A 22,284-nucleotide genomic window follows, 5' to 3' on the forward strand; every position below is an offset into this window, starting at 1 on the left:
GTCCAACTTTTGGGGTGCAGTTCAGAAAGAATCCCCTTTTTTTGTGCCCGGTTTTCCCGGCCCGGCCGGAATCCTGCGAAGGGGTGGCGGTGCCTTGCAGCCGCTTCTGACGACAGGCAGTTGCGGCTTGTTTATTATTTCTGACATGTGCCGCGTTTTTTCATAATTATGGTTATATTTGTGTAGTTTTGATTTTTACGGGTTTCAATTGTGCCTCGACTTAATCTCAAATTTAGAATTATGAAAAAACTGATCGGCATCGTTGCCGCGCTGGCGGTGTTCTTTGCCCTGCAGGCGTGCGGAGAGGGCGACGACCCCGCTCCCGGAATACGGTTATCTACGGAAACCCTCGATTTCCCGGCCGGGAAATCGACCCTCGACCTGGTGGTTTCCTGCCCGCAGCAATGGCGCCTCCGGGTCAGTGCCGAGTGGTGTTACGTGCTGGGCGCGGATGTCCTGAACGAGCCGTGCGAGGGAAAGACCTTTAAGGTCGGCGTGGATGGCAACAACTCCCTCGAGGGCCGTGAGGCACTGATTACGTTGACGGGGGCGGACGGGACGGTGAAAACCGTTACGGTGACGCAGGGGGCCGCGGAAGAACTCTCGCCCGTCATCAAGTCGTTCCGGTTCCGGACGGCGGCGAATGCGGCGAAATTGCCGCAGGATGTGGTGCTGGAGGTCGGTGACGGCATTATTTCCGGCAGGACTTCATTCGTGGTGGAGAACAAGGTGCTCGTCCCCGAGTTCGAATTCGAAGGCGAGGGGGTTTATATGGGGTCGCAGGAGATCGCCAGCGGAGAAACCGAGGTGGATTTTTCGGGCCCGGTCGTGCTGACGGTCAGGAACAAAGGCGGCGAGGAGCGGGAATACAGGGTCAGCCTGGTCAGCTTCACGGGGCTGCCCGTGGTTTATATCGACACCGGCGGAATACCGGTCGTCTCGAAGGAGGAATATGTGGCCGCGTCGCTTAAAGTCGTGGATAACAACGGGCTCCGTCCGTCGGGTGTTTTCAGGGGCGATGTCAATATCAAAGGGCGCGGGAACAGTACGTGGGGCATGCCGAAGAAACCTTACCGGCTGAAGTTCGGCAAGAAACAGTCCCTGTTGGGCGAACCCAAGGACAAGTCGTGGTGCTGCTGGCCAACTATATGGACAACGCCTGCGGGATACGCAATGCGACGGCCTATGCGATCGGCCGCCTGAGCTGTCTGGAGTTTACGCCGACCACCCATTTCGTCGATGTTTTCCTCAATGACCGTTACAACGGCACCTACCAGCTTTGCGAGCACATGAAGATCTCCGAAGACCGGGTGAACGTGACCGACGAGGGATACCTGCTCGAGGCCGACCAGCTCGACCGCCTGGATCCGGACGACGTTTATTTCCGCACGGAGCGTATCCTGATGAATATCAAAGACCCCGACGTGGAGCCCGGGAGCCCGCAATACGAATGGATCAGGAATTACGTCAACGAAGCGGAGAATGCCCTCTATGGTGCGGATTTCGCCGATCCCGAAACGGGGTATGCCAAGTACCTGAACGTCGATACGTATGTGGACTGGTACGTGATCAGCGAGATCACCAAGACCAACGACGCGTCGCTCTATACGAGCTGCTATATGAATATCGCGCCCGGCGGGAAGCTGAACATGGGGCCGATCTGGGATTTCGACATCTGCATGGGCAATACGAAGTGGAACGGTACGGACGGGCGCGGCCCCGAAGGGTACTGGAACCGCGAATCGCCGTGGTTCGAGCGGATGCTGCAGGATCCGGCCTTCGTGCGGAAAGTCAAGGAACGCATCGGCTATTTCAAGTCCAACCTCGCCGTCATCCTGGCGCAGGTGGACGGCGAGGCCGCCTATGCCGAGGCTTCGGTCGTCGAAGATAACCGGCTGTGGCATAACCTGAAACCGGAGGGAGCGGCGGACAGCGAGGTGAAAACCGCGTTCCGGCAGGAGGTTCGGGCGATGAAGGAGTGGCTGACGGCGCGCCTCGACTGGCTCGACCGGGCCTCTTTTCAGGATTAGGGCAACGGACAGGGCGGCACAGGATGCCGCCCTGTTTTTCCCGGGGCATTCCGGCTGCGGAATGCTGCCTGTGGGTGCCCCCCCCCTCTCCCGATGCGCAGGGTGCGATATGCCGGGCGGACTCCGGGCGGGGAGTCCCGTCCGGCAGGGAACATGCAGCGGTGTATGTTATGCCAAAAAAACTATCTTTGCATGGACACAAACATTACCACTATGAAAGTATTGCTTATAAACGGCAGCCCCCACAGGGAGGGGAACACTTTTATCGCCTTGTCCGAGGTTGCCCGGACGCTCGAAGCCCAAGGCATTGGGACGGAGATCGTCCACATCGGGACGAGGGCCATGCAGGGTTGTATCGCCTGCGGGAAATGTGCGGAACTGGGGCATTGCGTCTTTTCCGATGCCGTGTATACCGCCGTGCGGGAGAAGCTTGCCGAGGCCGACGGCCTTGTGGTCGGCTCGCCGGTCTATTATGCCGGGCCGAACGGTTCGCTTTGCGCGCTGCTCGACCGCGTGTTTTATTCGTGCGGCCGCGATCTGGCCTACAAGCCTGCCGCAGCCGTGGCTGTCTGTCGCCGTGGCGGGGCGAGTGCGACGTTCGATCGCCTGAACAAGTATTTTACGATTTCGAATATGCCCGTCGTGTCGTCGCAATATTGGAACAGCGTGCACGGACGGGTGCCGGGCGAGGCGCACGAAGATGCCGAAGGCTTGCAGACGATGCGGGTGCTGGCGAGGAACATGGCGCAACTGCTGAAGGCCGGTGTCGGCCCCCGTCTGGCCCCGGAGCCCGAAGAACGGGAGTGGACGCATTTCATCCGCTGACCGCCGCGGGGCTGGATTTCAGGATGGAGCAGAGTGCACAGAAAAGGAATTGGCAACGACCGTTAGTCGTTGCCAATTCCTTTTTTATGATATAGTTGTCGAGGATTGCCTGGCCGGCAATGTTGGTTTCCATCTTCTAATAGGCTGTTATGACCCGGCTCGTTTCGCTCGTCGTCGTACCGCTGGCACCCGTCGCCTGGCACTTTACATAATAGGTCGTCCCGGCTTTCAGGCCGCTGATCGTCGCTTTGATGAGGCTGCCGGTTACGGTGGCGCTTTTGCCCCTCGTCGGATCGGATGTGGTGCCGTAATATATCTTGGCGTCCGAAACCTTCGCTTCATCCTTGTTGTAAATCTTATAGGTTACGGTTACCGAGGTTTTGGTCGCCGTAAAATCGTAAAACCCGATATCGGGCTTTTCTGCCGGGGAGCCCGGATCCGATCCGCTTCCGGAAGTTGACACATAATAGAAATAGTTGCTATACGTGTCGTAGTCGGCTATCATTATCAGTTCCGAGTCCGTCATTTTTCCGATGCGGCTGTGTCCGAAGCCGAAGGCCGTGCTGTATGCTCCGTTCGTCTTGGGGTCTCCCGTGTCCCATTGGCAACGGATCATTTCCCCGTCGATCCACCACCAGCCTGAATGGGTGTTGTTCAGGTACAGGTAGTGCCATGCGCGGTCGGTTGCGCCCGAAAATGTTATTGTATTCAATACGTAGGGGTTATTCAGAACCTTTTCAGTGCCGTCTTCTACTTTGGTTTCCCTGGCCAGTTTCCAATGTGTGTCCAGGAGTTGCCGTTCGAGTTCATGGCCGGTTGCCTGCGGCCCATTGCCGCTTTCTCTACCTTCGTCGCTGCTGCACGATACAAGCATGACGTATCCGATTACCAATATGGATCTGGCAATATTGATTAGTTTCATCGGTTCCGTTTGTTTATGATTTCCCGGGTGTTTGAGTCGTTGGGTTTTCTATTTACGATAAATTGTTACATTGTTTCGGAGCTTCGGCCCGGAATTATTCCCCTGCCGCTTCCGGGGGCGGCAGGGGATGGGGCCAAACATCCGGCTGTTGTCGTACGTATCAGAAATAGTAATTGAATGCGATCGTCGCGCCGACGTTCAGGGCGAGCGAGAAGTCCCGATTGGATACTTTGTTGTCGCCGTCTTGTTTGATAACGGTGGTCTTCGTACTGGACGAACTCCACGAAAGCGATCCGGAAACGAGCATGTCGCCGCGTTCTTGTGCACATAGTGTCGATGCCATTCCCACCAGTGCGAAACAAAGAAATAGTTTTTTCATAATAAACTGAATTTAGGTAGATAATGGATGTTTTTGTTTGCGATGCTAATATATTGTTTATCCGTTCGTTTGGAACGGAGGGTTTTCTGTTCATTTCAGGCTGCCGTATGTGTTTTGTGCGGGAACGACGTCGGACGGATCGGTAGTCTGACAGGTCTGAAATGAAAAATCGCCTCTATTACAGATTTCTATCATCTGTAATAGAGGCGATTTTATAAAAGCACAGACTTGCCGGTCGGTCTTTGTCTGTCGATCCTGCGGTCAGGCGGATCATCCTGCGGAGAGGAGGGGATTCGAACCCCTGAAACCCTTTAGGGGTTTACTCGCTTTCCAGGCGGGCCAGTTCAACCACTCCTGCACCTCTCCTTTCGGTTCGCAAAGGTAATAATTATTTTCAGATTTTACCAAAAATTGCCGTTTTTCCTTCAGGGGGCAAGCGCCCGGTTCCGGGGCGGGTGCAACGCGGCGGTTTGCCCGCAGCCGGCCGAACCAGCAGGAGGTTATCGCATTCAGCCGGTTTCCGTTGGCCGCCATCGGCAGGCATATCATCGTGGAAAATGAAAACGGGACTGTCTAAACTTGTTAGGCAGTCCCTTGCGACACACTATCGAAAACAAATTGCGTTGTTAACGATTGTCCTGCGATTTTTTCGTGTACTGGTTATGGCCTTCGGGATTGTTGCTGCGCGAAGTACGCCCTGAACCGGACGACTGGCTGCTTGCGGTTCCCCGGCTCGCCGAGCTGGTGCGCGAAGTGGTCGTACGCGACGACTTTTCCGCCGATTTACTTTGTCCGGACTGTGTATGGCCGGAGGTTTTGTTGTTAGACTCTTTCATGACTTTTAAAGAATTAAGTGAGACATAAATGCTGCCCGCCAGCCGAAGGGCCGAAGCCATGCGGTTGAAAGCCAGCCTGTACCGCATCTCCCCGCCGGGATGTACGGTATAGCTGACAACACAAAATAGATACCGAATATTTACGGAATATTTACCGGAGCCCGAAGTGGATGATGCTCAGCCGGGAAATGCTATGCGAATCAATCCTTTTTTCGTACCCAAACGGCTAATTTGCCTCCGTGTACTTTGAAAAGGGCCTTCCCGTCGTCGCCGATGGTCAGTTCGTCGTCGTAGCTTCCGGTGATCTCATGCCACGTTTCGTTGGCATGCATTACGCCTACGGACATCACTTTTTCGCCGTCCTCGCCGTTGGAAAGGAGCAGTGCCAGGCCGGAATCCGGATGTTGTGCGTCGCCCGAGCGGGTGAAACCTACCGTATTGGGATGGTCGAAATAATCCGTCTGTTCGCCGAAGGCGCGGGAGCGACGTGCATCGAGCAGAATATCGAGGATGGGACGGTGGGGCGACCCTTCGCCTTTCATGCTGTAATAATCGCCGTAGAAGACGCAGGGGTACCCCTCTTTCATCAGCAGGATCAGTCCGTACGCCAGCGGTTTGAACCACGATTTGACCTGCGATTCGAGCGAGCTGCCGCGCTGCGAGTCGTGGTTGTCCACGAACGTCACGGCCAGCGTGGGGTATTTCTGCACGAGCGTGTCGTCGAGCAGCGTCCGCATGTCGAAGTCGCGGCCCTGCTGCGATGCCGTGAAAAGTTTGAAGTGAAGCGGCGCGTCGAACAGGTCGATCTGGTGGTCTACGGCGTCGAGGTAGGCCTCCAGCGACTCGAAATCGCCGCTCCAGTACTCACCGACGGCGTAGAACTCTTTGCCCCGCGAAGCCCGGACGTTGTGCATGAAGTCGGCGATGAAGGCATTCTTGATGTGTTTGAGCGCGTCGAGGCGCATGCCGTCCGCGTCGAGCGTTTGGGCGATCCATACGCCCCAGCGTTTCATTTCTTCGACCACCTCGGGATGGTCGAAGTCCACGTCGTTGAAGATCAGGAAATCGTAGTTCCCGTTCTCGCCGTCGACGCCTTCGCTCCACTTCTTGCCTTCGCCCTGGATGAGGTAGATGGCCCGTTTGCCGGTCTCGTAAACCTGGTCGGTTCCCGAGAAGTGGTACCAGTGCCATTTGAAGGGAGAATATTTGTCGCCGCGCCCCGGAAAGGAATAACCCGTCCATCCTTCGACTTCGACGGGTGCGCCGATCACTTGCTCGCGGTTCTCGGGATCGACCTCGCAGGCCATGAACTTCTCGGTATAGTCGGCGCCGGTCTTCTGATTCATCACCGTGTCGAGGTAGACGGCTATCCCGTTCTCGTGGAGCGCCGCGACCGCTTCTTCCAGTTCGTGCCGCGTGCCGTACTTGGTGCGGACGGTGCCTTTCTGGTCGAACTCCCCCAAGTCGTAGAGGTCGTATACGGCGTATCCCTCGTCCTGTTGTTCGTCGGCCTTGTAAGCCGGCGGTATCCAGACCGACGTGATGCCGATGTCGTGCAGGTGTTTGGCATCCTCTTTCAGGTGCACCCATAATTTACCGTCGTTGGGCAGATTCCATTCGAAATACTGCATCATTACTCCGTTTTTCATAAAGCCGATATATGTTTAATATTTACGCGTTTTCGTTGCAAAGTACATGCTAAACAGGATGAACGCCCCGGAATTTCCCCGGGGCGTTCTGACCTGCAAGCCGGCGGTGGCGTCAATCCTGTCCGACCGGCTGGCGCCGGGGCGCTTTCGTGTCCTGCGAATCGTACTGGCTCCACTGGAGGTTTTTCTCCGGCGTAGCCTTGCGGATTTCGCTGCTGCGCTGCTTGCTGAGCTTCTTGTCCGCGCTGCGCACCGAAGCCTCCGTGCGGGGTGTGCCCTGCGGTTCGAGTTCGGTGAGCCCGTCGGTTTCGAGTACCTGCTGGCGCGGATTTTCGACATACAGCCACTCTTCGCCCAGGCCGATGCTTTCGCCTTCGTTCCACGGCCCGCGGGCATCCTCGCCCATCGAGTGGTTGGAGTAGATATTGCTGTAGCGGGGGTCGCTTTGCAGCACACCGGGCGGGAAATTGGGCTGGATGGTGTCCAGTGCCGCCTCGAACTGCTGGAAATGCGCCACTTCGCGTGTCATCAGGAAATTGAGTGTCGCGAGCACGTCCTTGTCGTCGGTGAACTGCATCAGGTATTCGTAGACGATCTTGGCACGCGATTCGGCGGCGATGTCCGAGCGCAGGTCGACCGTCAGGTCGCTGTTGGCATTGACATAGGAGCCTTGCCAGGGGACGCCGTTGCTGTCGGTGAGGCGTGGCCCGCCGCCCGTCAGCACGCCGAACTGCGGGTTGACCGAAAAGGCCGAATGGATGAAGTCGTCCTTCGAAATGCCTTCGCCGAAGACGTCGTTTCGCTCGGCCGCATCTTTGAGGTTGCCGTTTACGCCTGCGAGGAGCATCTGGATCGTGGCCCCGACGATTTCGAGGTGTCCCAGCTCCTCGGTGGCGATATCCATCAGCATATCGTACTTGTCCGGATAGGGGTTATGGCAGGCGAAGGCCTGCACGAAATACTGCATCGCAGCTTTCAGCTCGCCGTTGCCGCCGCCGAATTGTTCGAGCAGCAGCCGTGCGAAGCGGGGATCGGGTTTCGATACCCGCGCTTTGAACTGGAGTTCTTTGGAGTGGTAAAACATAGATTCGTTGTTTTAAGTTGAACATGCCGGAGGCCGGGTTTCCCCGGGAGGTTCGTCGCAGAGGCCTCCACTCCCGGTCGTATTTCCCGGGGACGGGCCTTCTGCGGACGTCCCGTTGCGGCCGGCCGCATTGCCGGCGTAATTAGTGCCTTTTGTCCGGATTTTGTCCGTTCATCCGGTTTTCGGCGCTCTGTTCCCTGTCGGAACCTTTCTCTTCCCAGTACGAACCCGTCTTGGAGCCGTATTGCGACGAATTCTCCGGCTGCTGCCGCTGGTAGGAACTCCCTTGGCTACCGCCGGCGTGCATGCCGCTGTTGTCGCCGCTGTTGCTCCGGCTGTCCAGATCGTTCGTGTTGGCGTTGGTTCTGGGATTGTTCTGCATTTCGTTTTCCTGCTCACGGCTCTCGCCGTACATGTTGTCATTCTTATTCATAATAGTAATTTTTAATGATTCGGTTTAATAGGTGATTTGGTGGCCGATCCGTCGTGCCCTTCGGTCTTGACGAGCTTGTTGTAAAGCCCCATGATCAGCAGCGGGGCGGCCCACTGTCCGACCAGCAGCGCGGTGGATTTCCGGCCGCGGCACATCATGCAGGCGGAGGCTGCCAATGCGCTCAGCCCGGCACACAGATAGACCATCGAGGGAATTTTGGACGTCTTTTTTTCTACGGCAACAGTGGCGTTGCCTTCTTGCGGTTGATTGTTCGACATGGTTTTGCTGGTTTAAAAACCGGAGCAGGGAACTGCTCCGGTTGTAATTGACACTTAAGACGATCCTTTAATAGATCGTTATCTTGACGATCCCTTCCACGGCGGGAACCGGGAAGGTGTCGCCCACAGCGCTGATGGCTTTGTCCTCGGGCATCCGGGTGCCGCCGAATACGAACTGGGCGTTGCCGGCTCCGGGATACTGGCTTACGGCCGTGCCGTCGTCAAGCAGGACGGTCTTGCTCGTCACCTCGCCTTTGGTCAGGGCATTGAGTTCGGGGCCGTTTGCAAAGAACCAGTCGTTGGAATAACCGAACATCGTTGCGAACGCCACTTTTTCGTTGGCCGCAGCCTCATAGGTGCATTCCATGCTCTTGCCCGGCAGGACGGTGTCCGTAAGCGTGTAGATCTTGCGTACCTGCGGGACTTTTTCGAGCGAAGCTTTCAGCTGCGCCGGATCGCCGCGCTGTGCGAGCGCTGCAAGACCCAGCTGCGCATCTTTCTGTCCCAACTGGTAGATCGGGTTGGTGTTGCCCGCGTAAACCACTACGATGGCGCCGTGCAGCGTGGTGATGATTCCCGTTTGGTCGGCGACAAGCGATTTGAGGGGGTCGACATTGCCTGCTTCGGCCAGCTTGGTCAGCTCCACGCCTGATTTCTGGTCGACGCTGAAGAACGGTTTGTCCATCACCAGGTCGCCGTCGAGCAGGTTCGATACGACGAATACACCGCCCGAGAACGGGGTCTCATTCGCCGTGCCGGCAGAAATATTGGAGATCGTACAGGTGAACAGCGACTGTGCGGCATCGAAGGTCAGGCTCACCTGGAGCAGGCTCGATGCGGCCAGATAGTTGTGTCCTTCGGAGTCCGTGCCCTTCACTTCGGTTACCACGCCGGCCTGGGCTACGCCCGGATGATTGACATCGGGGCCGGGCTGTTCGTTTACGCGGGTTCCGTTGTCCCAGAGTTTCACGGCATCGGCAATGATGCCGGTATAAGGTACTCCCGAATCGTTGAAGAGCTGGATGCCCGGATTCTCCGGGGCGAAGAACAGGTCGTTGGAATTGGAATACATGGCGGCGAACATCAGGCGCTGCCCTTTGGCTGCGTGGAATGTGAACGACGTCGTTTGCCCGGGGGCCACGGCGGCGAACGTGCCGCTCTGGACGTAATTCTTCGTCGGGATGACGTTTTCGAACTTGATCGTCGGCTTCGTGCCGGGAGCGCTGTTGTCGTCATCGTCGTCGCAGGCGGTAAAAGCGAATCCTGCGAAAAGCAGCGCCGCAGCGAATGCGGTGCAAAAGTACTTTTTTTTCATAGTGGAATTGATAATTAAATAAAGTTAACAATCGGTTAAACCATAAGTGTTTTTTATATTAAGGTATGTGCTCGTATTTGTTGTCCGGCACCCTTTACAGTGCAGTTCCGTGCATCATTTATGCCATGAAAAATACTTTTGGATGGATTGGAAAAGCGGGAGGATGGATATTCCTGCAAAACACGCAGTAAGGCGAGGGTGGATTTTTTTTCGACCTCGTCCGCCGGGGTAAAACCTTCTTCCTGCGGTGGTTCGGGCGCTGTTTCGGCAGATTTTTTGCGGATTCGGGATTGTAACGTCCGCCACTCCCGGTGCCGGAGGCTTTGGGCGGAATAACCACGCAAATATGGATGCAACGGCAAAAAACCTTTTGAACCTTCAACGGGAGGAGGCCACCTTGTGCGAAGTCTACCGCCGGCTGGCCGAACTGGAAAAAGACCCGGTTCGCCGGCAGACCCTGGTGCGTATCATGCACGACGAAAGACGGCATTGCGCGATCCTGAAGCGCAGGACGGGACGCGAAATGGCTCCCGATCCGAAACGGGTTTTCTGGTATGTGTGGATAATGCGGGTGCTGGGGCCGGCTTTTGTCGTCCGGCAGATGGAGCTGTGTGAAAAAGGCACGGAGGCGAGTTATTCCCTGTATGCCGAGCGGGAGGAGTTCATTCGGATCGCTTCGGAGGAAAAGCGCCACGGGGAGGATCTGACCAACCTGGCCGGCGGAATGCGGCTGTCCTATATGAGTTCGGTGGTATTGGGCCTGAACGACGCTCTGGTCGAATTCACGGGCGCGCTGGCCGGGTTCACGCTTGCGCTGAACGAACCGCGGCTCGTTGCGCTTACGGGCAGCATCACCGGTATCGCCGCGGCCCTTTCGATGGCCGCTTCCGAATACCTTTCGACCAAATCAGACGCTACGGGGGAGAAACATCCGCTGCGGGCCGCCCTCTGTACCGGAACCGCCTACCTCGTGACGGTCGCCATTCTGATAATTCCCTATCTGCTTTTTTCGAATGCCGTCATGGCATTGAGCGTCATGCTTCTGGCCGCATTGACCGTGATAGCCCTGTTCAATTACTATTACGCCGTGGTGCGCAGCGAAAGTTTCAGGCAGCGTTTTTTTGAAATGGCGCTTCTGAGTTTCGGCATCGCCGGGATCAGTTTTCTGATCGGCTACGGGCTCAAATATTTTACGGGCATAGAGATGTAGAATAACCGTGCGCCGATAAAAGCCGGCCGGTTCGGACTCAGGATGCCGGACTGTACGGCAAATCCATTAAATATATGATTTCCAATATGAAGATTATTTTTTCGATAAATTCAACCTCAATGGAATATCATTTGCAAGTATTCCGTATGTCAATCATCACTTAAATTCTTTATATTATGAAAAAAATTCTTTTACTCATCGCATCCGCGGCAATCGCTTTGGCCGTGAATGCTGCTCCCCAGAAGGTGGATTTCGGTAAGTTGCCGAAGAATTCGCAGGAATTCATTCAGAAAAACTTCCCGGGCGAAAAAGTGAAGGCCGTGGAAATGGATCGCGAGGCGTCGTGGGACAAATACACCGTCTATTTCAACAGCGGCAACCAGGTCTCCTTCGAAGGCGGCAGCGGAGATTGCAGCCAGATTATCATGAAGAACGGTTCGGTTCCGATGTCCGTGATTCCCGCCAAGGTCAAAACCTATGCAGGCAATACTTACCCGGGGCAGCGAATCGTCATGATGGAAACGACGGCCGACGGCTACAAAGTAGCGCTTTCGGACAAGACGGTTCTCGATTTCGACAAGGACGGTAACTTCACGAAAGCGACGAAATAACTTTTGCAGTGTGAAAATCGCAGGGAGTGCCCGCAGTTGTGCTCCCTGCTTTTTTTTGCTGTCGGCCCAGCGGGCCGTAACAGGATAAACCAGCGTGTGCCATGTGTTATCATATCTCCCTTGCTGCCGGAGCCGAAGAACTGGCCCGGCGTTTCGGCCGTAAAACCGATCTGGTCAGAAAATTCCGACCTGCATACCATGTATGTGCCTTTTCGCACCTCCCGTATCCGGTAGTTACCAGAGACGAGCAGATACAGTATTTCCGCTGGGGGCTGATCCCGTATTGGATCGGGAAGGCCGCCCAGACCGTGACGATCCGCAATCAGACGGTCGTCGCGTGTGCGGAAACTATTTTTGAAAACGCTTCGTTCCGGGTTCCGATCCGCCGGCGGAGGTGCCTGATCCCGGTGAGCGGATTTTTCGGGTGGCACCACGGGCAGGCGCAGAAGACTCCCTACTACGTGACGGTAAAGGATCGGCCTGTCATCGCCCTTGCGGGCGTTTTCGACTGCTGGATCGACCGCGATTCGGACGAGGTCGTAATGACGTATTCGGTCATAACCACCGAGGCGAATCCGATGATGCGCCACGTCAACAACAGGGATTGCCGGATGCCGGTTATCCTGCATGACGGCGACGAGGAGCGCTGGCTGCATCCGGAACTGTCCGACGGGCAGATCGCCGCGTTGCTGAAACCCTATCCGGAGCAGATGATGGTCTGCGAACCCGCGCAGCCCGATTTCATGCGCAAAGTTTCCGGCGATTCGGGCATTCTCATGCCGGCATAGGTTCCCGGTGGCGGCCTTTCCCCGAAATATTGCGGCAAAAAAAGAGAAGTCTCAGACTTCTCTTTTTCGATGTCGGGCCACCGGGCTCAGTGTACCTTCTCCTTGATCCGGTTGGAGGCCTGTGTGGCCGTCTCCTTTACTTTGTGTGCGGCTTTGGTCATGCCCTCTTTGGCCGCATTTTTGACCTTCGTGCCGGCTTCTTCAATTTTGCCGGCCATTTTGCGGACACCCGTCTTTGCCTCGTTTTCCGCCTCGATGGCGGTCTCCTGGGCGTCGTCCTTCAGCTTCTGCATGTTTTCCTGCAGATTGTGCCTGGCCTTTTGGCCGTGTTCTTCCGCCTTGTGGACTGCTTTTTCGGCGTGTTCCCGATACGTTTCGTTCTCTTTTGTCGAATACTTTTCCATAATTACATTGTTTTAACGGTTTTGTGCCGTGTGAACAGCGATACGATCCACAGCAGGACGATGGCGCCGATGACGGAGGAGAGGAAAGTCCCCCAGGTGCCCGTCGGCACCCATCCGAACAGCGAAACGAGCCAGCCGCCCAGAATGCCGCCGACAAGGCCGACGATCAGATTGACCAGCAATCCGGAGCCGCTGCCTTTGAAGATCAGGCTGGCGATCCATCCGGCCGCCAGGCCGATGAGTAAATACCATAAGAAATACATATGTTTTTTAATTTTGGTTGACAATCAGGATAATACAAATTCTGTACCCGGGAGGATGAACGGCCCGGAAATTATTCGCGGTATGCGATAATGGCCGAAGAGGGCGCTATCCGGACAATGCCCCCGGGCATGCGGTCGCGGCTGCCGGGATCGATCCGGCCGTCGCGGCAGACTACGGTCCAGTCCGCTTCGGGAATGTGGAACTCGGCCTGGTGGCGGTTGCCGTTATAGGCCACAAGAATCTCTTTCCACGCATCGCCGTTCGCATATTCGCCCAGCGTATAGGCGATCACTCCCGAGTCGCCCGTGTCGAGGAAATGAAGCCCCTGCTGCAGCCCTTCTGCCGTCGGGATACGGAATGCCGGATGGGCTTTCCGGAGTGCGATCAGTCCCCGGACATAATCGAACAGATCCCGGTTTTTGGCTTTCAGGGCCCAGTCGATCCGGTTGACGGCGTCGGGCGAACGGAAACTGTTCGGTTCCCCCTGTTTGTCCTGCATCATCTCTTCGCCGGCGCGGATGAAAGGAACCCCCTGTGCCGTGAGCAAAATCGTGTGTATCAGTTTGTCGATAGGCGGCAGCTCGTCGTCGGCATGGTCGCCCTTGACGGAAAGTCTCAGTTTGTCGATCACCGTGTAGCCGTCGTGGCTGGCGACGAAATTGACTGCCTGCGAAGGGGCGGATGCATATGGCACAGAGCTGTATAACAGGCCGTTATAATCCACTTGCGGATGCTGCGTGGCGCCCGCGATCCCGAATTTTACGGGCTCGTAATGCCCGACGATATTCCCGGAGGCATACCCGGCGGCCTGTTCGTCGAACGTGCTGCCGCGCACGGCGTCGCGGAAATCGTCGCAGAAAACGGCGATGCCCTCCATTTGGCCGACATGATCCCGCACGGCCCGTTTTTCCGGAGGCAGGGGCGAGTCGGCCGCAAGCCAGCCTTCGCCGTATATAAAGATCGTCGGGTCGATCTTCGACAGTTCTTCCCGGATGCGGTTCATCGTTTCGATGTCGTGTATTCCCATCAGGTCGAACCGGAATCCGTCGATATGGTACTCCTGCGCCCAGAATTTGACGGATTCGACGATGTAATGCCGTACCATTTCGCGTTCCGAAGCCGTCTCATTGCCGCAGCCCGAGGCGTCCGAGTAGGAACCGTCGGCATTCTGGCGGTAAAAGTAACCGGGGACGGTAAGGTTGAAGTTCGAACGGTCGACCGAGGCCGTGTGGTTGTAGACCACGTCGAGGACGACGCGCATCCCGTTCCGATGCAGGCTTTTCACCATCTCCTTGAACTCGCGGATGCGTGTCACGGGGTTGGCCGGATCGGTGGAGTAACTGCCTTCCGGAACGTTGTAGTTCTTCGGGTCGTATCCCCAGTTGTAGGTCTTGTCCGCCAGCCTCGTCTCGTCCACCGTCGCATAGTCGAAGGAGGGGAGGATGTGTATATGCGTTACGCCCAGTTCCTTGAGATGATCCAGACCGGATGCCTGCCCTTCGGGGGTTTTGGTGCCGGTTTCGGTCAGGGCCAGAAATTTGCCCTTGTTGCGGATTCCGGAATCCGGGGCGATGCTGAAATCGCGGTGGTGCAGTTCGTAGAGAATAATGTCGGAATACATTTTCAATTCGGGCGCACGATCCGATTCCCAGCCTTCCGGATTGGTCTGGTTCCAGTCGATCACGGCCGCCCGGTCGCCGTTTATGCCGACCGCCTTCGCCAAGATGCCGGGTGTTTCGGCGAGCCATTTCCCCTCTTTTTCTATCTGGAAGGTATAGAAGGAGCCATTCAGGTCGCGTTCGACGGCAATGCGCCAGGTTCCGTCGTCCGAGGGCTCCATTTCCAATTGCTCCTCCGGATTGCCTCCCTCGCCCGAGGAGTAGATATTGAGCCGGGTTTTGCTCGCGGTGGGCGCCCAGAGCGTAAAGACGGAGCGTTGGGGCGTATACGCCAGTTCGAGGTCTTGGCCGTAGTACGGCGGATATTTGTCGAACGAATCCAACTGGTCGGGTGCGGGGTGGTTTTTGATATTTTCCATGGTGGTCGTATTTTATGAATTGGGCGTTTGCGGGGCGTCGCCGGGTGCGGGTTCGTGCGCGGTTTTGCCGTCCTCCCCGCCCCGTTGCACGAGCAGCGTGCGTGTCGGGAAGGCGAAATTGAGCCCGGCCTTATTGAAGGAGGCCAGTATGGCCAGGTTCATGTCCGAGGTCACTTTCAGAATATCCCCCTGTTTTTCGATGTAATAGTAAAATGTGATGACCAGCGCCGAATCGGTGTAGTCCGAAAAGTAGGCCGTGATGTCCGACGGATTTTCGGAAACGTCCTTTACCTTCGCCGGGAGGCCCCTCAAAATATCCAGCGCTTCGTTCATCTTGTCTGCGCCGGTGTCGTAGGTCAGCCCCACCTTAACCATGGCGCGGCGCATCGGTTCCGAAGAGATGTTGACGATCGAGGCGTCCGTAATTTTGTAATTCGGATAACTGGTGATGCGCCGGTCGTAGCCCATGATTCGCGTACTGCGCATGCCCACGTCGACCACCGTCCCTTCGAAGCCGTTCACGTTGATCGTGTCGCCGATGCCGAAGGGCTTGTCCGTGAAGATGGTGAACGCGCCGAAGATATTCTTCACGGTATCCTGCGCCGCCAGGGCGAAGGCGATACCGCCGATGCCCAGCGTGCCCCATAACGCATTGATGTCGACCCCTACATTGCTCAGGGCAGTTACCAGACCGATGATCCAGATCAGAACCAGGATCGTCCGCCTGACTACCGGCATCATTTTCAGCGCATGGCCGTCCGACCGCTGCCCCCAATATTGCTGGAGCAGGGCCGTGGAGAGGCGGGCCAGAACCCAGGTTATGTCCAGTATGATCAGTATGCTGTAAGCGTTGTCGACGTATTTTACCAGATGATCCGGGTAGACCAGCCGATGGATGGCGATCCAGATGCCCAGCAGCATCACGGCGAATTTCAGGGGCGATTCCAGGGAATAGTATAGGATGTCGTCCACCCGGTTGCTTGTGCGGCCGATAAAGGGTTTTATAACCTTCCTGCCCAGCAGCGACAGCAGTTTTACGACGATAAACGCTCCTGCTATGATAAGTAGGGAGACGATCCATGTCTGGACGCTGTTTCCCCAGATTTCGTAATCTAACATTTTCCGGTTGTTTTTTAATTATACATTTGTTATTTGTGTTTCCTCTTTTGCCATCCTGTTTTTAACATCGGCGCATAATGCGAGGTTTTTTTCTTATCCCGGCTTTCAAATTCTATGCCTTTGGAGAAGAATTTGCACGATCCCGAAATGAAAAATCAGGTTGAGGATGAAGATGATAGTGCATAAATCCAGGAAAAAGGCGGTGTGTATCACCGTCGCGGGATTCCTTGCCGGGATCGCCGGCGGGCTTATCCTGTACTATGTCCGCGATGCGGTTCTTGGCTGGTGTTTCGTGGCGACGGCGGGTTTTACCCTTTTATACGGTATCGGCTCGCTGTACGACCGCCGACCCTATATCGTACTTACCGAAGACGGCATTACCGAGATGTTCACGATCCGCGGGCAGATCGAATGGGAGGCCATCCGTTATGCGGACGACTTCTATTTCCGGGGGCAATACTGGGTGCGGTTGCTGCTCGAGAGCAACTACAAGCCGCAGCTCATACGGCCGGCCTGGTTCTGGCGCTTCGACCGCCTTTACGAATCGAAGGGCGTAAAGGCGGTCTATCTGCGTACGATGGGGTTGGAGATGGATTCCATGCAACTGGTCGCCCTGATCCGGCGGATGAAGGAAGCGGATGTGCCCGGAAGGATCGAGCTGCTGAACGGCTGCCTATTGAAATAAAAACCGCCGCAGGAGCACCGCGCCCCGGCATTCCGTTCGCGGCCGTCGGCGGGCGTTCTGCCGTGTCTTTTCCAGGGTAAGCACAGCGCCCCGGCCGCACGGGATGGGCGGGCAGGGAACATGCTGCGTGTCATCGTATGATTTCGCCCCCGCCTTCGTTGGCTCCGTCCCATGTCGTGTCGACGTCGACCGAGAACTCGATTTCTCCCCGGAAATCGCCCTCTTCGAAACGTGCCGTAAGGTCGATCAACTGGTTGCATTCGATCCGCAGGGTGTCGGTGACCACCCGGTCGTAGAGCGGTGCGTCGTCCTCGCCGTAGAGTCTGAGCCGCCACGATGTCCTTACGCCCGGCAGCGTGCAGAACGTGCCGAGCGTGAACGACCCGGCGGGGCGTGTCCTCAGCTGCGCTGCGGGGACGCGTTTGGAAACCTCGCACGCCAGGTCGGGTTCCCCGCAGAGCGGCATGCGTTGGCCGACGTTGTCGAGCACCACTTCGACGGAGGCGATTCGGGCGGGAATATTCTCGAACCGGAAGCGGGTTATGCCGTGTACGCGCTGAAGTACGGCTTCGAATTCATTGCGGCAGGGGCAGGTCACTTCGAACGGCACGTCGGCGCGGAAATGGTCGTCGCCGTTCTTTTCTCCCTGGTAAACGATGTAACGTGCCTCCGGAGCGTCCATCGTTCCTGTCATCATGCGCGGCGTGACATTCGCCACGAACGCCAGGCGGTATGTCCCGAACGGAAGCGTGTCGATGCGGAAGAGGTAATCCCCGCCGGAGGCGGTATGTAGGTCGTCCGCGCGGCCCTGCCCGACCAGCTGCCCGCCGGCATAGAGCAGATAGTCGAGCGAATGGATGCGTTTCCCGAATTCCTGTTCGAAATCCGACGGACGGTAGGGCGGCCGGGCCTGGAATTTCTCGACCCGGAGTGCGACCGTAACTTCTCCTCCCTGGGGCGGACACGGGTCGAGTTTCTCTTCGATGCACGACGTTGCCGACAGCAGGCACAGGAACGCGAACGGTATGTAAGGTGATTTTTTCATGACTTCGTAATTTTAGTAGGACGAGGCGTTCCACTCGTAAAAAGGATCGAAGAGCGCCGCCGCGTTTTCGGGGTTTCCCGCGTCGTCCGTCGCCTCGACGACCTCGATCCGGATTTGCGACGAGGAGTCGTCATAGGTGTCGGTGGTTTCGAAAACGATGCCGGAGATTTTGCTTGCGGCGAGCGTGCGTGCGAACGTCTGGTCGGTTTTATACGTATATCCGCCGCTGGCGCCGGAAATGTCGATATCCACGATCCCGATAGGCAGTTCCGAGGCCGGGTCGGCGAAGACGAAGGGCGAAAAGACCGTCGAATTGGTTTGGCACATCTGGTAGCGCTCCGTACCCGAGGAATGGAAATCTCCCATCGTCGACATGCAGCACGGCAGTTCATAGAGCCCGGGATCGCCGTAATACATCCCTCCGAGTGCGTCGATGCCTTCGGCAAAAGGTTTGGTCTTGGACGTGAAAAGCATCCGGACGGTATGAGCTGTCTTGTCGAACGAAAAACCGTTGACGGGCGAAGGTTTGTCTTTGAGCAGCACGCGGAACTTCGCCACGCGCCGTTCGGCCTGCAGGGTTACCGGCGGAACGCCTGCCGAATGGAGATCGCCGCTTTTGGGCACCGGGAAATCGGCCACGGCGACAAAAACTTCGCGGCTCAGCTGCCGGTAACCGTTGTTCATCCAGTGCGTCGAGATCGTGTAGGTGAGCAGCGGCGGCGTGCGCAGCGAGCCGTCGGCTTCATCGGAGACGACTTTCCCCGGAATCAGATCGTTGTTCCAGTCGGCCGACCCCCAGTTGATTACGGCTACGATCCGGTAATCGCCCGGCCGCAGTTCGAGATTGAACGGGCACGGCGGAAGATCCCCGGCGATCTTCAGTTCGGCCCATGGCCCCGACTGTGCGTCGAGCAGGACGGTTTGCGTCGTGTCCACGATCCAGCGGGTGTCCGCCTTTTTCAGGATCAGCAGCCGGGCCGTGTTCCTGAACCACTGCGTGTAGGAGGTGGCGCGCGTCATGGGTTCGAGCGAGACGTCCGTGCCGACGGCTTCCAGCCGGAAACAGACTTCGACGCGGGATTTTTCCTCCGCGGACGGATGCCCGAAAGGTTCCCCTTCCGAGCAGCCGCCCGTCAGGAAGGCCGCCATTACGAATAAGACTGAAAGTTTTTTCATAATCGTACGTTTTTTGCCGTTTCACAACCAGTCGAAATTCGTTTCGATGCCCCCTCCGACCGGAATGTCGATGATCCGGTCGCAGCGCAGACCCGCCCGGTTGACCGTGAAGCAGTCCGCAGCCACCGGAAGCCCCGCCGCGGCATCGGTCGCCGGAAGGGCGAGGGTCAGCTGCCGCTGCGGGAAACAGGCTGCGGAATGGACACCCGTGTGGCCGTTGCCGCAGGCAGGCGTCGTGTCGTAGTAGGTGAAGAGCAGCTTCACCCGCAGCTTCGAATCGGACGGCAGCAGGAAAGCTCCTTCCATGCGCAGGCTGCCGCGCACCCCGTCGTCGTATATGCCGAGTCCCTTGTCCGCCTGGGGCAGTGGAACCTTGAAATCCGTCATCTGAGGCAGAATGCTTTGCGCCAGCGGTTCCGAAGCATAGGCTGCGGGAATCAGCGTCCCGTTTTCATCGAAGCGCAGCTCGGTCGTCGGATTCTCATAGGAGATTTCGATCCGTGCGATCCGGTCGATCACCGACTCCACATCGGGCGATAGGATGCTTTCGGGCTCTAAGAGCGAGCCTCCCGTGCGGTAGATGTCGAAGAGCACCTGCCCTGCGATGCGTGTCAGCGTGAGGCGGATAGTCCCGTCGCGGAGAATGTCCGCGCCGCTCAGGTCTGTATAGCCGCTGTAACCGTCTGCCGCAGCCGCGCCCGAGGCGCATCCCAGCCGCAGGTCTTCCCAAGCTACTCCCGGGACGAACTGCGTCCCGGCCGCTGTGGACAGCGACAGCCATTGCGTGCCGCCGGGCTGGGCGACCATCAGAAAACGGTAGTCGTAGGCTTTCAGCTCGGCGAGCGGAAGTTTCAGCGTCGCACCGTCGGCGACCGAAGCGTAACTGCGGTCGAAAACATATCCGTCCTGCGTTCGCGCCGCCCGGCGGAAAAGGTAGAGCGGGGTTGGGTATCCCGATACGGGAAGCGTGCCCTCCAGGCGAAGTTCGGTGTAGCGGAACTTATTGCCGGGAAAGACCTCTTCCTGCGCCTCCAGTCCGCAGGCTGCGGAGAACGAAAGCAAAAACAGCATTCCGTAAATTCGATATAGGTATTTTCTTTTCATCACGTTCAATCTTTTATTCCCAAATGCCCGTATCGCCGTCCTGTTCCTCGGTGATCGGGGTCGTTTGTATTTCTACTCCGATAACGGGGTAATCCGACGTGATCCAGAGCGTAATGTCGAGTTGCTTGTTACGTTCGGCTTTACCCGTCAGGCGCAGCTGCACCGGTTGCAGGGCGGCTCCCGCCGCGGGGACGACCGTGATATCCAGGCCGACCTCCCCGCCGTCGGCGGGCGGAATGACGAAAGGCCCTTCGAGCCGGACAAATCCCCCGTCGGTAAGTTCCGCATAATCCGCCGCTGTGAGTGTCGCCGTCACCGTGGCCGTTCCGCTGCTTCCGCCGGGATTCACGCGCAGGCCCGTGTGGTCGGCCGAGAGTTCGATGCGGCCGATCTGGTCGAGCACGGATTGCGGTTTGGCATAGGGAACCTCGACGTATCGCGTGCCGTCGTGGTAACCTCGCTTGACGGTGACCGAGATCCGGCAAACAGCGCGCGTGAGCCGGGCGCGAACCGTTTGTGCCGCGCCGTCGATCGTGTAGACCGTATTGGCGTCGGATGCGGGATATTGCAGGAACAGTTCGTCGGCAGGGAAACAGGTGCCGGGCACGGCTGTGTTTTCACGCAAGACGAAGGCCGCCTCTTCCCATGAAGTTTGCCGCGTTAACGGAGCGGGTTGCAGGGCGATCCGGTCGGCCGCCCCGCTGGCGAACAGGAATTTGTAGTGGCCGTTCGGCATGCGTACCGACAGTTTGCCGTCGGGTGTCCATCCTTCGCGAAACAGCGTGTCGAAAAGGAAAACCGCTCCCTGCCGGCGAAAGGCGTAAACCGAGACATCCGCGGCCCCTTCGCGCACCAGCATGATACGCGAGGTTTCCGTGGCCGGAACGATATCTGCTCGCTCCGACCCCGAACAGGCTGCGAAAGCGGCGGCTGCCAGGATGATGGTCGTATGAATCCGATTATTCATGATTCTGTCTCCCTGGCTTTTGTCAGTCGATTTCTCCGTCCACGAAGTTCGATCCGTCCCAGACGGTATCGACCTCGACCTCGAAATCGACACCCGTGGTGAAGACGTTTTCGCCCAATACGTAAATCCGGATCAGTGTCGCCTTGTTGCGTTCGACGGGTATCTTGTCCCGCAGGGCGATGGTGCGTGCCGATCCTTCGCCCGAGGTGAGCTGCATCGAAAATCCGGTCGCGGCCGTATTGTCGGGATTGGGGATCAGGTAGGTGCCTTTCAGATGCGCGGAGCCGGAGATGATGTCGGCGGGCTGTACGTTCTCGAAATCGTATTTGTCGGCACCGACGACCGTCGATTCGCCCGTGCCCATCGTGACCACGTCCGCAGGGGTGTCGATCGTGTGGGACACGTCGGTAAGACCGGACACTTTCTCGCCCGAAAGCCCCAGACGGCTGTTGGCGCCGGTGTAAGCCAGTTTCACCCCGGCCAGTTTCTCGGGGCCGAAAACGTCACCGCCCGCTTTTTCGGTATAGACGCCCGTTGCGGCATCCTTCTCTGCGCGGATGAAGAGCACGTCCACGCGCGAAACGGCACGGCGGAGCGTGGCGCTCACCGTCTGCTGAGGGCCGTCGAGCGAGATGGTGTAGGACGGAACCGCATCGAGCGGTGTGTTGAGCATGAACGCCGCCGGGAAATTCTCCCCGGTATGGGTCACGTAGAGCGCATCGGAGAGGGTGGCGTTCGTGAAGTCCGGCCACGAGTAGTTGCCCGGTGTTACCAGCCCGTAGGAGGGCAGGAACTTATAGTCGCCTGCGGGAAGCTGCACCGTGCCGGTGAGCGCCGTGCCGTCGAAATTCATGCCGCCGAGCGGAATGTCCTGTATATAGACATAATCCGGGCCGGTGTTTTTGAATGCCAGGATCCGGAATTCCCCGGTGCGGTAGATCGGCCCGCGGCCCGCAGCCGCCTGGGGCGTCCGCGTGATGATTTGCAGGTTCCCGGCGGCAGGGCCGGCAACATCCGTTTTCTCTTCGTCGCTGGAGCAAGCTGCGAGGCCGGCGGCAAGAACCGTAAATAAGAGCAAGTTGTAGATTTTTTTCATGGTTTTATTTTTTTATAATATTATTT

Annotated in this window: 24 protein-coding genes and 1 tRNA gene; 7 read left to right on the forward strand and 18 right to left on the reverse strand. The window is 57.4% G+C overall.

The window, feature by feature from the left end; all coding sequences use genetic code 11:
• Positions 1-240 precede the first annotated feature (240 nt).
• The 3 genes from B3C38_RS00090 (at position 241) to B3C38_RS00100 (ending at position 2,855) form a co-directional block, all read left to right on the forward strand.
• On the forward strand, positions 241-1,203 hold the full coding sequence (locus tag B3C38_RS00090) for a BACON domain-containing protein (protein WP_286723851.1): 963 nt from the start codon (positions 241-243) through the stop codon (positions 1,201-1,203).
• Positions 1,128-2,030 (forward strand): CotH kinase family protein, encoded by a 903-nt coding sequence (locus B3C38_RS00095; protein ID WP_286723854.1) that lies wholly within the window; start codon positions 1,128-1,130, stop codon positions 2,028-2,030. The genes B3C38_RS00090 and B3C38_RS00095 overlap by 76 nt, the downstream gene beginning before the upstream one ends.
• A gap of 213 nt (positions 2,031-2,243) precedes the next feature.
• The gene (locus B3C38_RS00100; RefSeq protein WP_055203801.1) at positions 2,244-2,855 is read left to right on the forward strand and encodes a flavodoxin family protein; all 612 of its coding nucleotides are present in this window, start codon (positions 2,244-2,246) and stop codon (positions 2,853-2,855) included.
• A 136-nt stretch (positions 2,856-2,991) separates the two neighbouring features.
• Here B3C38_RS00100 and B3C38_RS00105 read toward each other — a convergent pair whose 3' ends face one another.
• From B3C38_RS00105 to B3C38_RS00145, 9 genes are all read right to left on the reverse strand, one after another.
• Positions 2,992-3,777: a fibronectin type III domain-containing protein gene (locus B3C38_RS00105; RefSeq protein WP_286723931.1), complete on the reverse strand. Its 786-nt coding sequence runs from the start codon at positions 3,775-3,777 to the stop codon at positions 2,992-2,994.
• A gap of 160 nt (positions 3,778-3,937) precedes the next feature.
• A complete protein-coding gene (locus tag B3C38_RS00110; RefSeq protein ID WP_286723933.1) occupies positions 3,938-4,156 on the reverse strand; it encodes a hypothetical protein in 219 nt (72 codons plus the stop codon).
• Positions 4,157-4,434: 278 nt separating this feature from the next.
• Positions 4,435-4,522 (reverse strand) — tRNA-Ser (locus tag B3C38_RS00115).
• 260 nt (positions 4,523-4,782) lie between these two features.
• Positions 4,783-4,992 carry a hypothetical protein gene (locus B3C38_RS00120; protein WP_018696429.1) on the reverse strand — a complete coding sequence of 70 codons (210 nt, stop codon included), beginning with the start codon at positions 4,990-4,992 and terminating at the stop codon, positions 4,783-4,785.
• Positions 4,993-5,192: 200 nt separating this feature from the next.
• The gene (locus tag B3C38_RS00125) at positions 5,193-6,641 is read right to left on the reverse strand and encodes an alpha-amylase (RefSeq protein WP_174760537.1); all 1,449 of its coding nucleotides are present in this window, start codon (positions 6,639-6,641) and stop codon (positions 5,193-5,195) included.
• A gap of 112 nt (positions 6,642-6,753) precedes the next feature.
• A complete protein-coding gene (locus B3C38_RS00130) occupies positions 6,754-7,725 on the reverse strand; it encodes a manganese catalase family protein (RefSeq protein ID WP_117507472.1) in 972 nt (323 codons plus the stop codon).
• A gap of 142 nt (positions 7,726-7,867) precedes the next feature.
• Positions 7,868-8,158: a hypothetical protein gene (locus B3C38_RS00135; protein ID WP_022332405.1), complete on the reverse strand. Its 291-nt coding sequence runs from the start codon at positions 8,156-8,158 to the stop codon at positions 7,868-7,870.
• An 11-nt stretch (positions 8,159-8,169) separates the two neighbouring features.
• The gene (locus B3C38_RS00140) at positions 8,170-8,436 is read right to left on the reverse strand and encodes a hypothetical protein (RefSeq protein ID WP_286723950.1); all 267 of its coding nucleotides are present in this window, start codon (positions 8,434-8,436) and stop codon (positions 8,170-8,172) included.
• 67 nt (positions 8,437-8,503) lie between these two features.
• Positions 8,504-9,751, reverse strand: a complete 1,248-nt coding sequence (locus B3C38_RS00145) for a spondin domain-containing protein (RefSeq protein ID WP_286723952.1) — start codon at positions 9,749-9,751, stop codon at positions 8,504-8,506.
• 346 nt (positions 9,752-10,097) lie between these two features.
• On the opposite strand from B3C38_RS00145, the gene B3C38_RS00150 reads away from it, so the two are divergent.
• From B3C38_RS00150 to B3C38_RS00160, 3 genes are all read left to right on the forward strand, one after another.
• Positions 10,098-10,961, forward strand: coding sequence for a VIT1/CCC1 transporter family protein (locus B3C38_RS00150; RefSeq protein ID WP_286723955.1), 864 nt, complete (start codon positions 10,098-10,100; stop codon positions 10,959-10,961).
• Positions 10,962-11,137: 176 nt separating this feature from the next.
• A complete protein-coding gene (locus B3C38_RS00155; protein ID WP_022332401.1) occupies positions 11,138-11,572 on the forward strand; it encodes a PepSY-like domain-containing protein in 435 nt (144 codons plus the stop codon).
• 101 nt (positions 11,573-11,673) lie between these two features.
• Entirely contained in the window at positions 11,674-12,360 is a 687-nt protein-coding gene (locus tag B3C38_RS00160) for an SOS response-associated peptidase (RefSeq protein WP_022332400.1), read from the forward strand.
• Positions 12,361-12,446: 86 nt separating this feature from the next.
• Here B3C38_RS00160 and B3C38_RS00165 read toward each other — a convergent pair whose 3' ends face one another.
• The 4 genes from B3C38_RS00165 to B3C38_RS00180 form a co-directional block, all read right to left on the reverse strand.
• Complete coding sequence (locus B3C38_RS00165; RefSeq protein ID WP_022332399.1) at positions 12,447-12,764, reverse strand: hypothetical protein; 318 nt, start codon at positions 12,762-12,764, stop codon at positions 12,447-12,449.
• A 2-nt stretch (positions 12,765-12,766) separates the two neighbouring features.
• Positions 12,767-13,027: a GlsB/YeaQ/YmgE family stress response membrane protein gene (locus tag B3C38_RS00170; protein ID WP_022332398.1), complete on the reverse strand. Its 261-nt coding sequence runs from the start codon at positions 13,025-13,027 to the stop codon at positions 12,767-12,769.
• Between the two features lie 71 nt (positions 13,028-13,098).
• Complete coding sequence (gene pulA / locus B3C38_RS00175; RefSeq protein ID WP_055203815.1) at positions 13,099-15,066, reverse strand: type I pullulanase; 1,968 nt, start codon at positions 15,064-15,066, stop codon at positions 13,099-13,101.
• Positions 15,067-15,078: 12 nt separating this feature from the next.
• Positions 15,079-16,185, reverse strand: a complete 1,107-nt coding sequence (locus tag B3C38_RS00180; protein ID WP_276790507.1) for a mechanosensitive ion channel family protein — start codon at positions 16,183-16,185, stop codon at positions 15,079-15,081.
• A 166-nt stretch (positions 16,186-16,351) separates the two neighbouring features.
• On the opposite strand from B3C38_RS00180, the gene B3C38_RS00185 reads away from it, so the two are divergent.
• Positions 16,352-16,870, forward strand: a complete 519-nt coding sequence (locus B3C38_RS00185) for an STM3941 family protein (RefSeq protein ID WP_276790510.1) — start codon at positions 16,352-16,354, stop codon at positions 16,868-16,870.
• Between the two features lie 130 nt (positions 16,871-17,000).
• On the opposite strand, the gene B3C38_RS00190 is transcribed toward B3C38_RS00185, so the two are convergent.
• The 5 genes from B3C38_RS00190 to B3C38_RS00210 are packed head-to-tail and all read right to left on the reverse strand — an operon-like array spanning position 17,001 to position 22,258.
• Positions 17,001-17,915 (reverse strand): FimB/Mfa2 family fimbrial subunit, encoded by a 915-nt coding sequence (locus tag B3C38_RS00190; protein WP_286723981.1) that lies wholly within the window; start codon positions 17,913-17,915, stop codon positions 17,001-17,003.
• A gap of 12 nt (positions 17,916-17,927) precedes the next feature.
• A complete protein-coding gene (locus B3C38_RS00195; RefSeq protein WP_286723983.1) occupies positions 17,928-19,091 on the reverse strand; it encodes a hypothetical protein in 1,164 nt (387 codons plus the stop codon).
• Between the two features lie 21 nt (positions 19,092-19,112).
• The gene (locus tag B3C38_RS00200; RefSeq protein WP_286723984.1) at positions 19,113-20,162 is read right to left on the reverse strand and encodes a DUF5031 domain-containing protein; all 1,050 of its coding nucleotides are present in this window, start codon (positions 20,160-20,162) and stop codon (positions 19,113-19,115) included.
• Between the two features lie 46 nt (positions 20,163-20,208).
• A complete protein-coding gene (locus B3C38_RS00205; RefSeq protein ID WP_286723985.1) occupies positions 20,209-21,162 on the reverse strand; it encodes a FimB/Mfa2 family fimbrial subunit in 954 nt (317 codons plus the stop codon).
• Between the two features lie 22 nt (positions 21,163-21,184).
• Positions 21,185-22,258 carry a hypothetical protein gene (locus B3C38_RS00210; RefSeq protein ID WP_286723987.1) on the reverse strand — a complete coding sequence of 358 codons (1,074 nt, stop codon included), beginning with the start codon at positions 22,256-22,258 and terminating at the stop codon, positions 21,185-21,187.
• Between the last annotated feature and the right edge of the window lie 26 nt (positions 22,259-22,284).

The sequence above is a fragment of the Alistipes sp. UBA1686 genome, from assembly GCF_002320215.1.
Lineage (GTDB): Bacteria > Bacteroidota > Bacteroidia > Bacteroidales > Rikenellaceae > Alistipes > Alistipes onderdonkii.

Coding starts and splice junctions, on each gene's coding strand:
- B3C38_RS00195 (WP_286723983.1), bottom strand. CDS start 19,091: ATGAAAAAACTTTCAGTCTTATTCGTAATGGCGGCCTTCCTGACGGGC.
- B3C38_RS00110 (WP_286723933.1), bottom strand. CDS start 4,156: ATGAAAAAACTATTTCTTTGTTTCGCACTGGTGGGAATGGCATCGACA.
- B3C38_RS00170 (WP_022332398.1), bottom strand. CDS start 13,027: ATGTATTTCTTATGGTATTTACTCATCGGCCTGGCGGCCGGATGGATC.
- B3C38_RS00185 (WP_276790510.1), top strand. CDS start 16,352: ATGAAGATGATAGTGCATAAATCCAGGAAAAAGGCGGTGTGTATCACC.
- B3C38_RS00155 (WP_022332401.1), top strand. CDS start 11,138: ATGAAAAAAATTCTTTTACTCATCGCATCCGCGGCAATCGCTTTGGCC.
- B3C38_RS00160 (WP_022332400.1), top strand. CDS start 11,674: ATGTGTTATCATATCTCCCTTGCTGCCGGAGCCGAAGAACTGGCCCGG.
- B3C38_RS00150 (WP_286723955.1), top strand. CDS start 10,098: ATGGATGCAACGGCAAAAAACCTTTTGAACCTTCAACGGGAGGAGGCC.
- B3C38_RS00100 (WP_055203801.1), top strand. CDS start 2,244: ATGAAAGTATTGCTTATAAACGGCAGCCCCCACAGGGAGGGGAACACT.
- B3C38_RS00120 (WP_018696429.1), bottom strand. CDS start 4,992: ATGAAAGAGTCTAACAACAAAACCTCCGGCCATACACAGTCCGGACAA.
- B3C38_RS00125 (WP_174760537.1), bottom strand. CDS start 6,641: ATGAAAAACGGAGTAATGATGCAGTATTTCGAATGGAATCTGCCCAAC.
- B3C38_RS00205 (WP_286723985.1), bottom strand. CDS start 21,162: ATGAATAATCGGATTCATACGACCATCATCCTGGCAGCCGCCGCTTTC.
- B3C38_RS00190 (WP_286723981.1), bottom strand. CDS start 17,915: ATGAAAAAATCACCTTACATACCGTTCGCGTTCCTGTGCCTGCTGTCG.
- B3C38_RS00200 (WP_286723984.1), bottom strand. CDS start 20,162: ATGCTGTTTTTGCTTTCGTTCTCCGCAGCCTGCGGACTGGAGGCGCAG.
- B3C38_RS00145 (WP_286723952.1), bottom strand. CDS start 9,751: ATGAAAAAAAAGTACTTTTGCACCGCATTCGCTGCGGCGCTGCTTTTC.
- B3C38_RS00140 (WP_286723950.1), bottom strand. CDS start 8,436: ATGTCGAACAATCAACCGCAAGAAGGCAACGCCACTGTTGCCGTAGAA.
- B3C38_RS00180 (WP_276790507.1), bottom strand. CDS start 16,185: ATGTTAGATTACGAAATCTGGGGAAACAGCGTCCAGACATGGATCGTC.
- B3C38_RS00165 (WP_022332399.1), bottom strand. CDS start 12,764: ATGGAAAAGTATTCGACAAAAGAGAACGAAACGTATCGGGAACACGCC.
- pulA (WP_055203815.1), bottom strand. CDS start 15,066: ATGGAAAATATCAAAAACCACCCCGCACCCGACCAGTTGGATTCGTTC.
- B3C38_RS00130 (WP_117507472.1), bottom strand. CDS start 7,725: ATGTTTTACCACTCCAAAGAACTCCAGTTCAAAGCGCGGGTATCGAAA.
- B3C38_RS00090 (WP_286723851.1), top strand. CDS start 241: ATGAAAAAACTGATCGGCATCGTTGCCGCGCTGGCGGTGTTCTTTGCC.
- B3C38_RS00135 (WP_022332405.1), bottom strand. CDS start 8,158: ATGAATAAGAATGACAACATGTACGGCGAGAGCCGTGAGCAGGAAAAC.
- B3C38_RS00105 (WP_286723931.1), bottom strand. CDS start 3,777: ATGAAACTAATCAATATTGCCAGATCCATATTGGTAATCGGATACGTC.
- B3C38_RS00210 (WP_286723987.1), bottom strand. CDS start 22,258: ATGAAAAAAATCTACAACTTGCTCTTATTTACGGTTCTTGCCGCCGGC.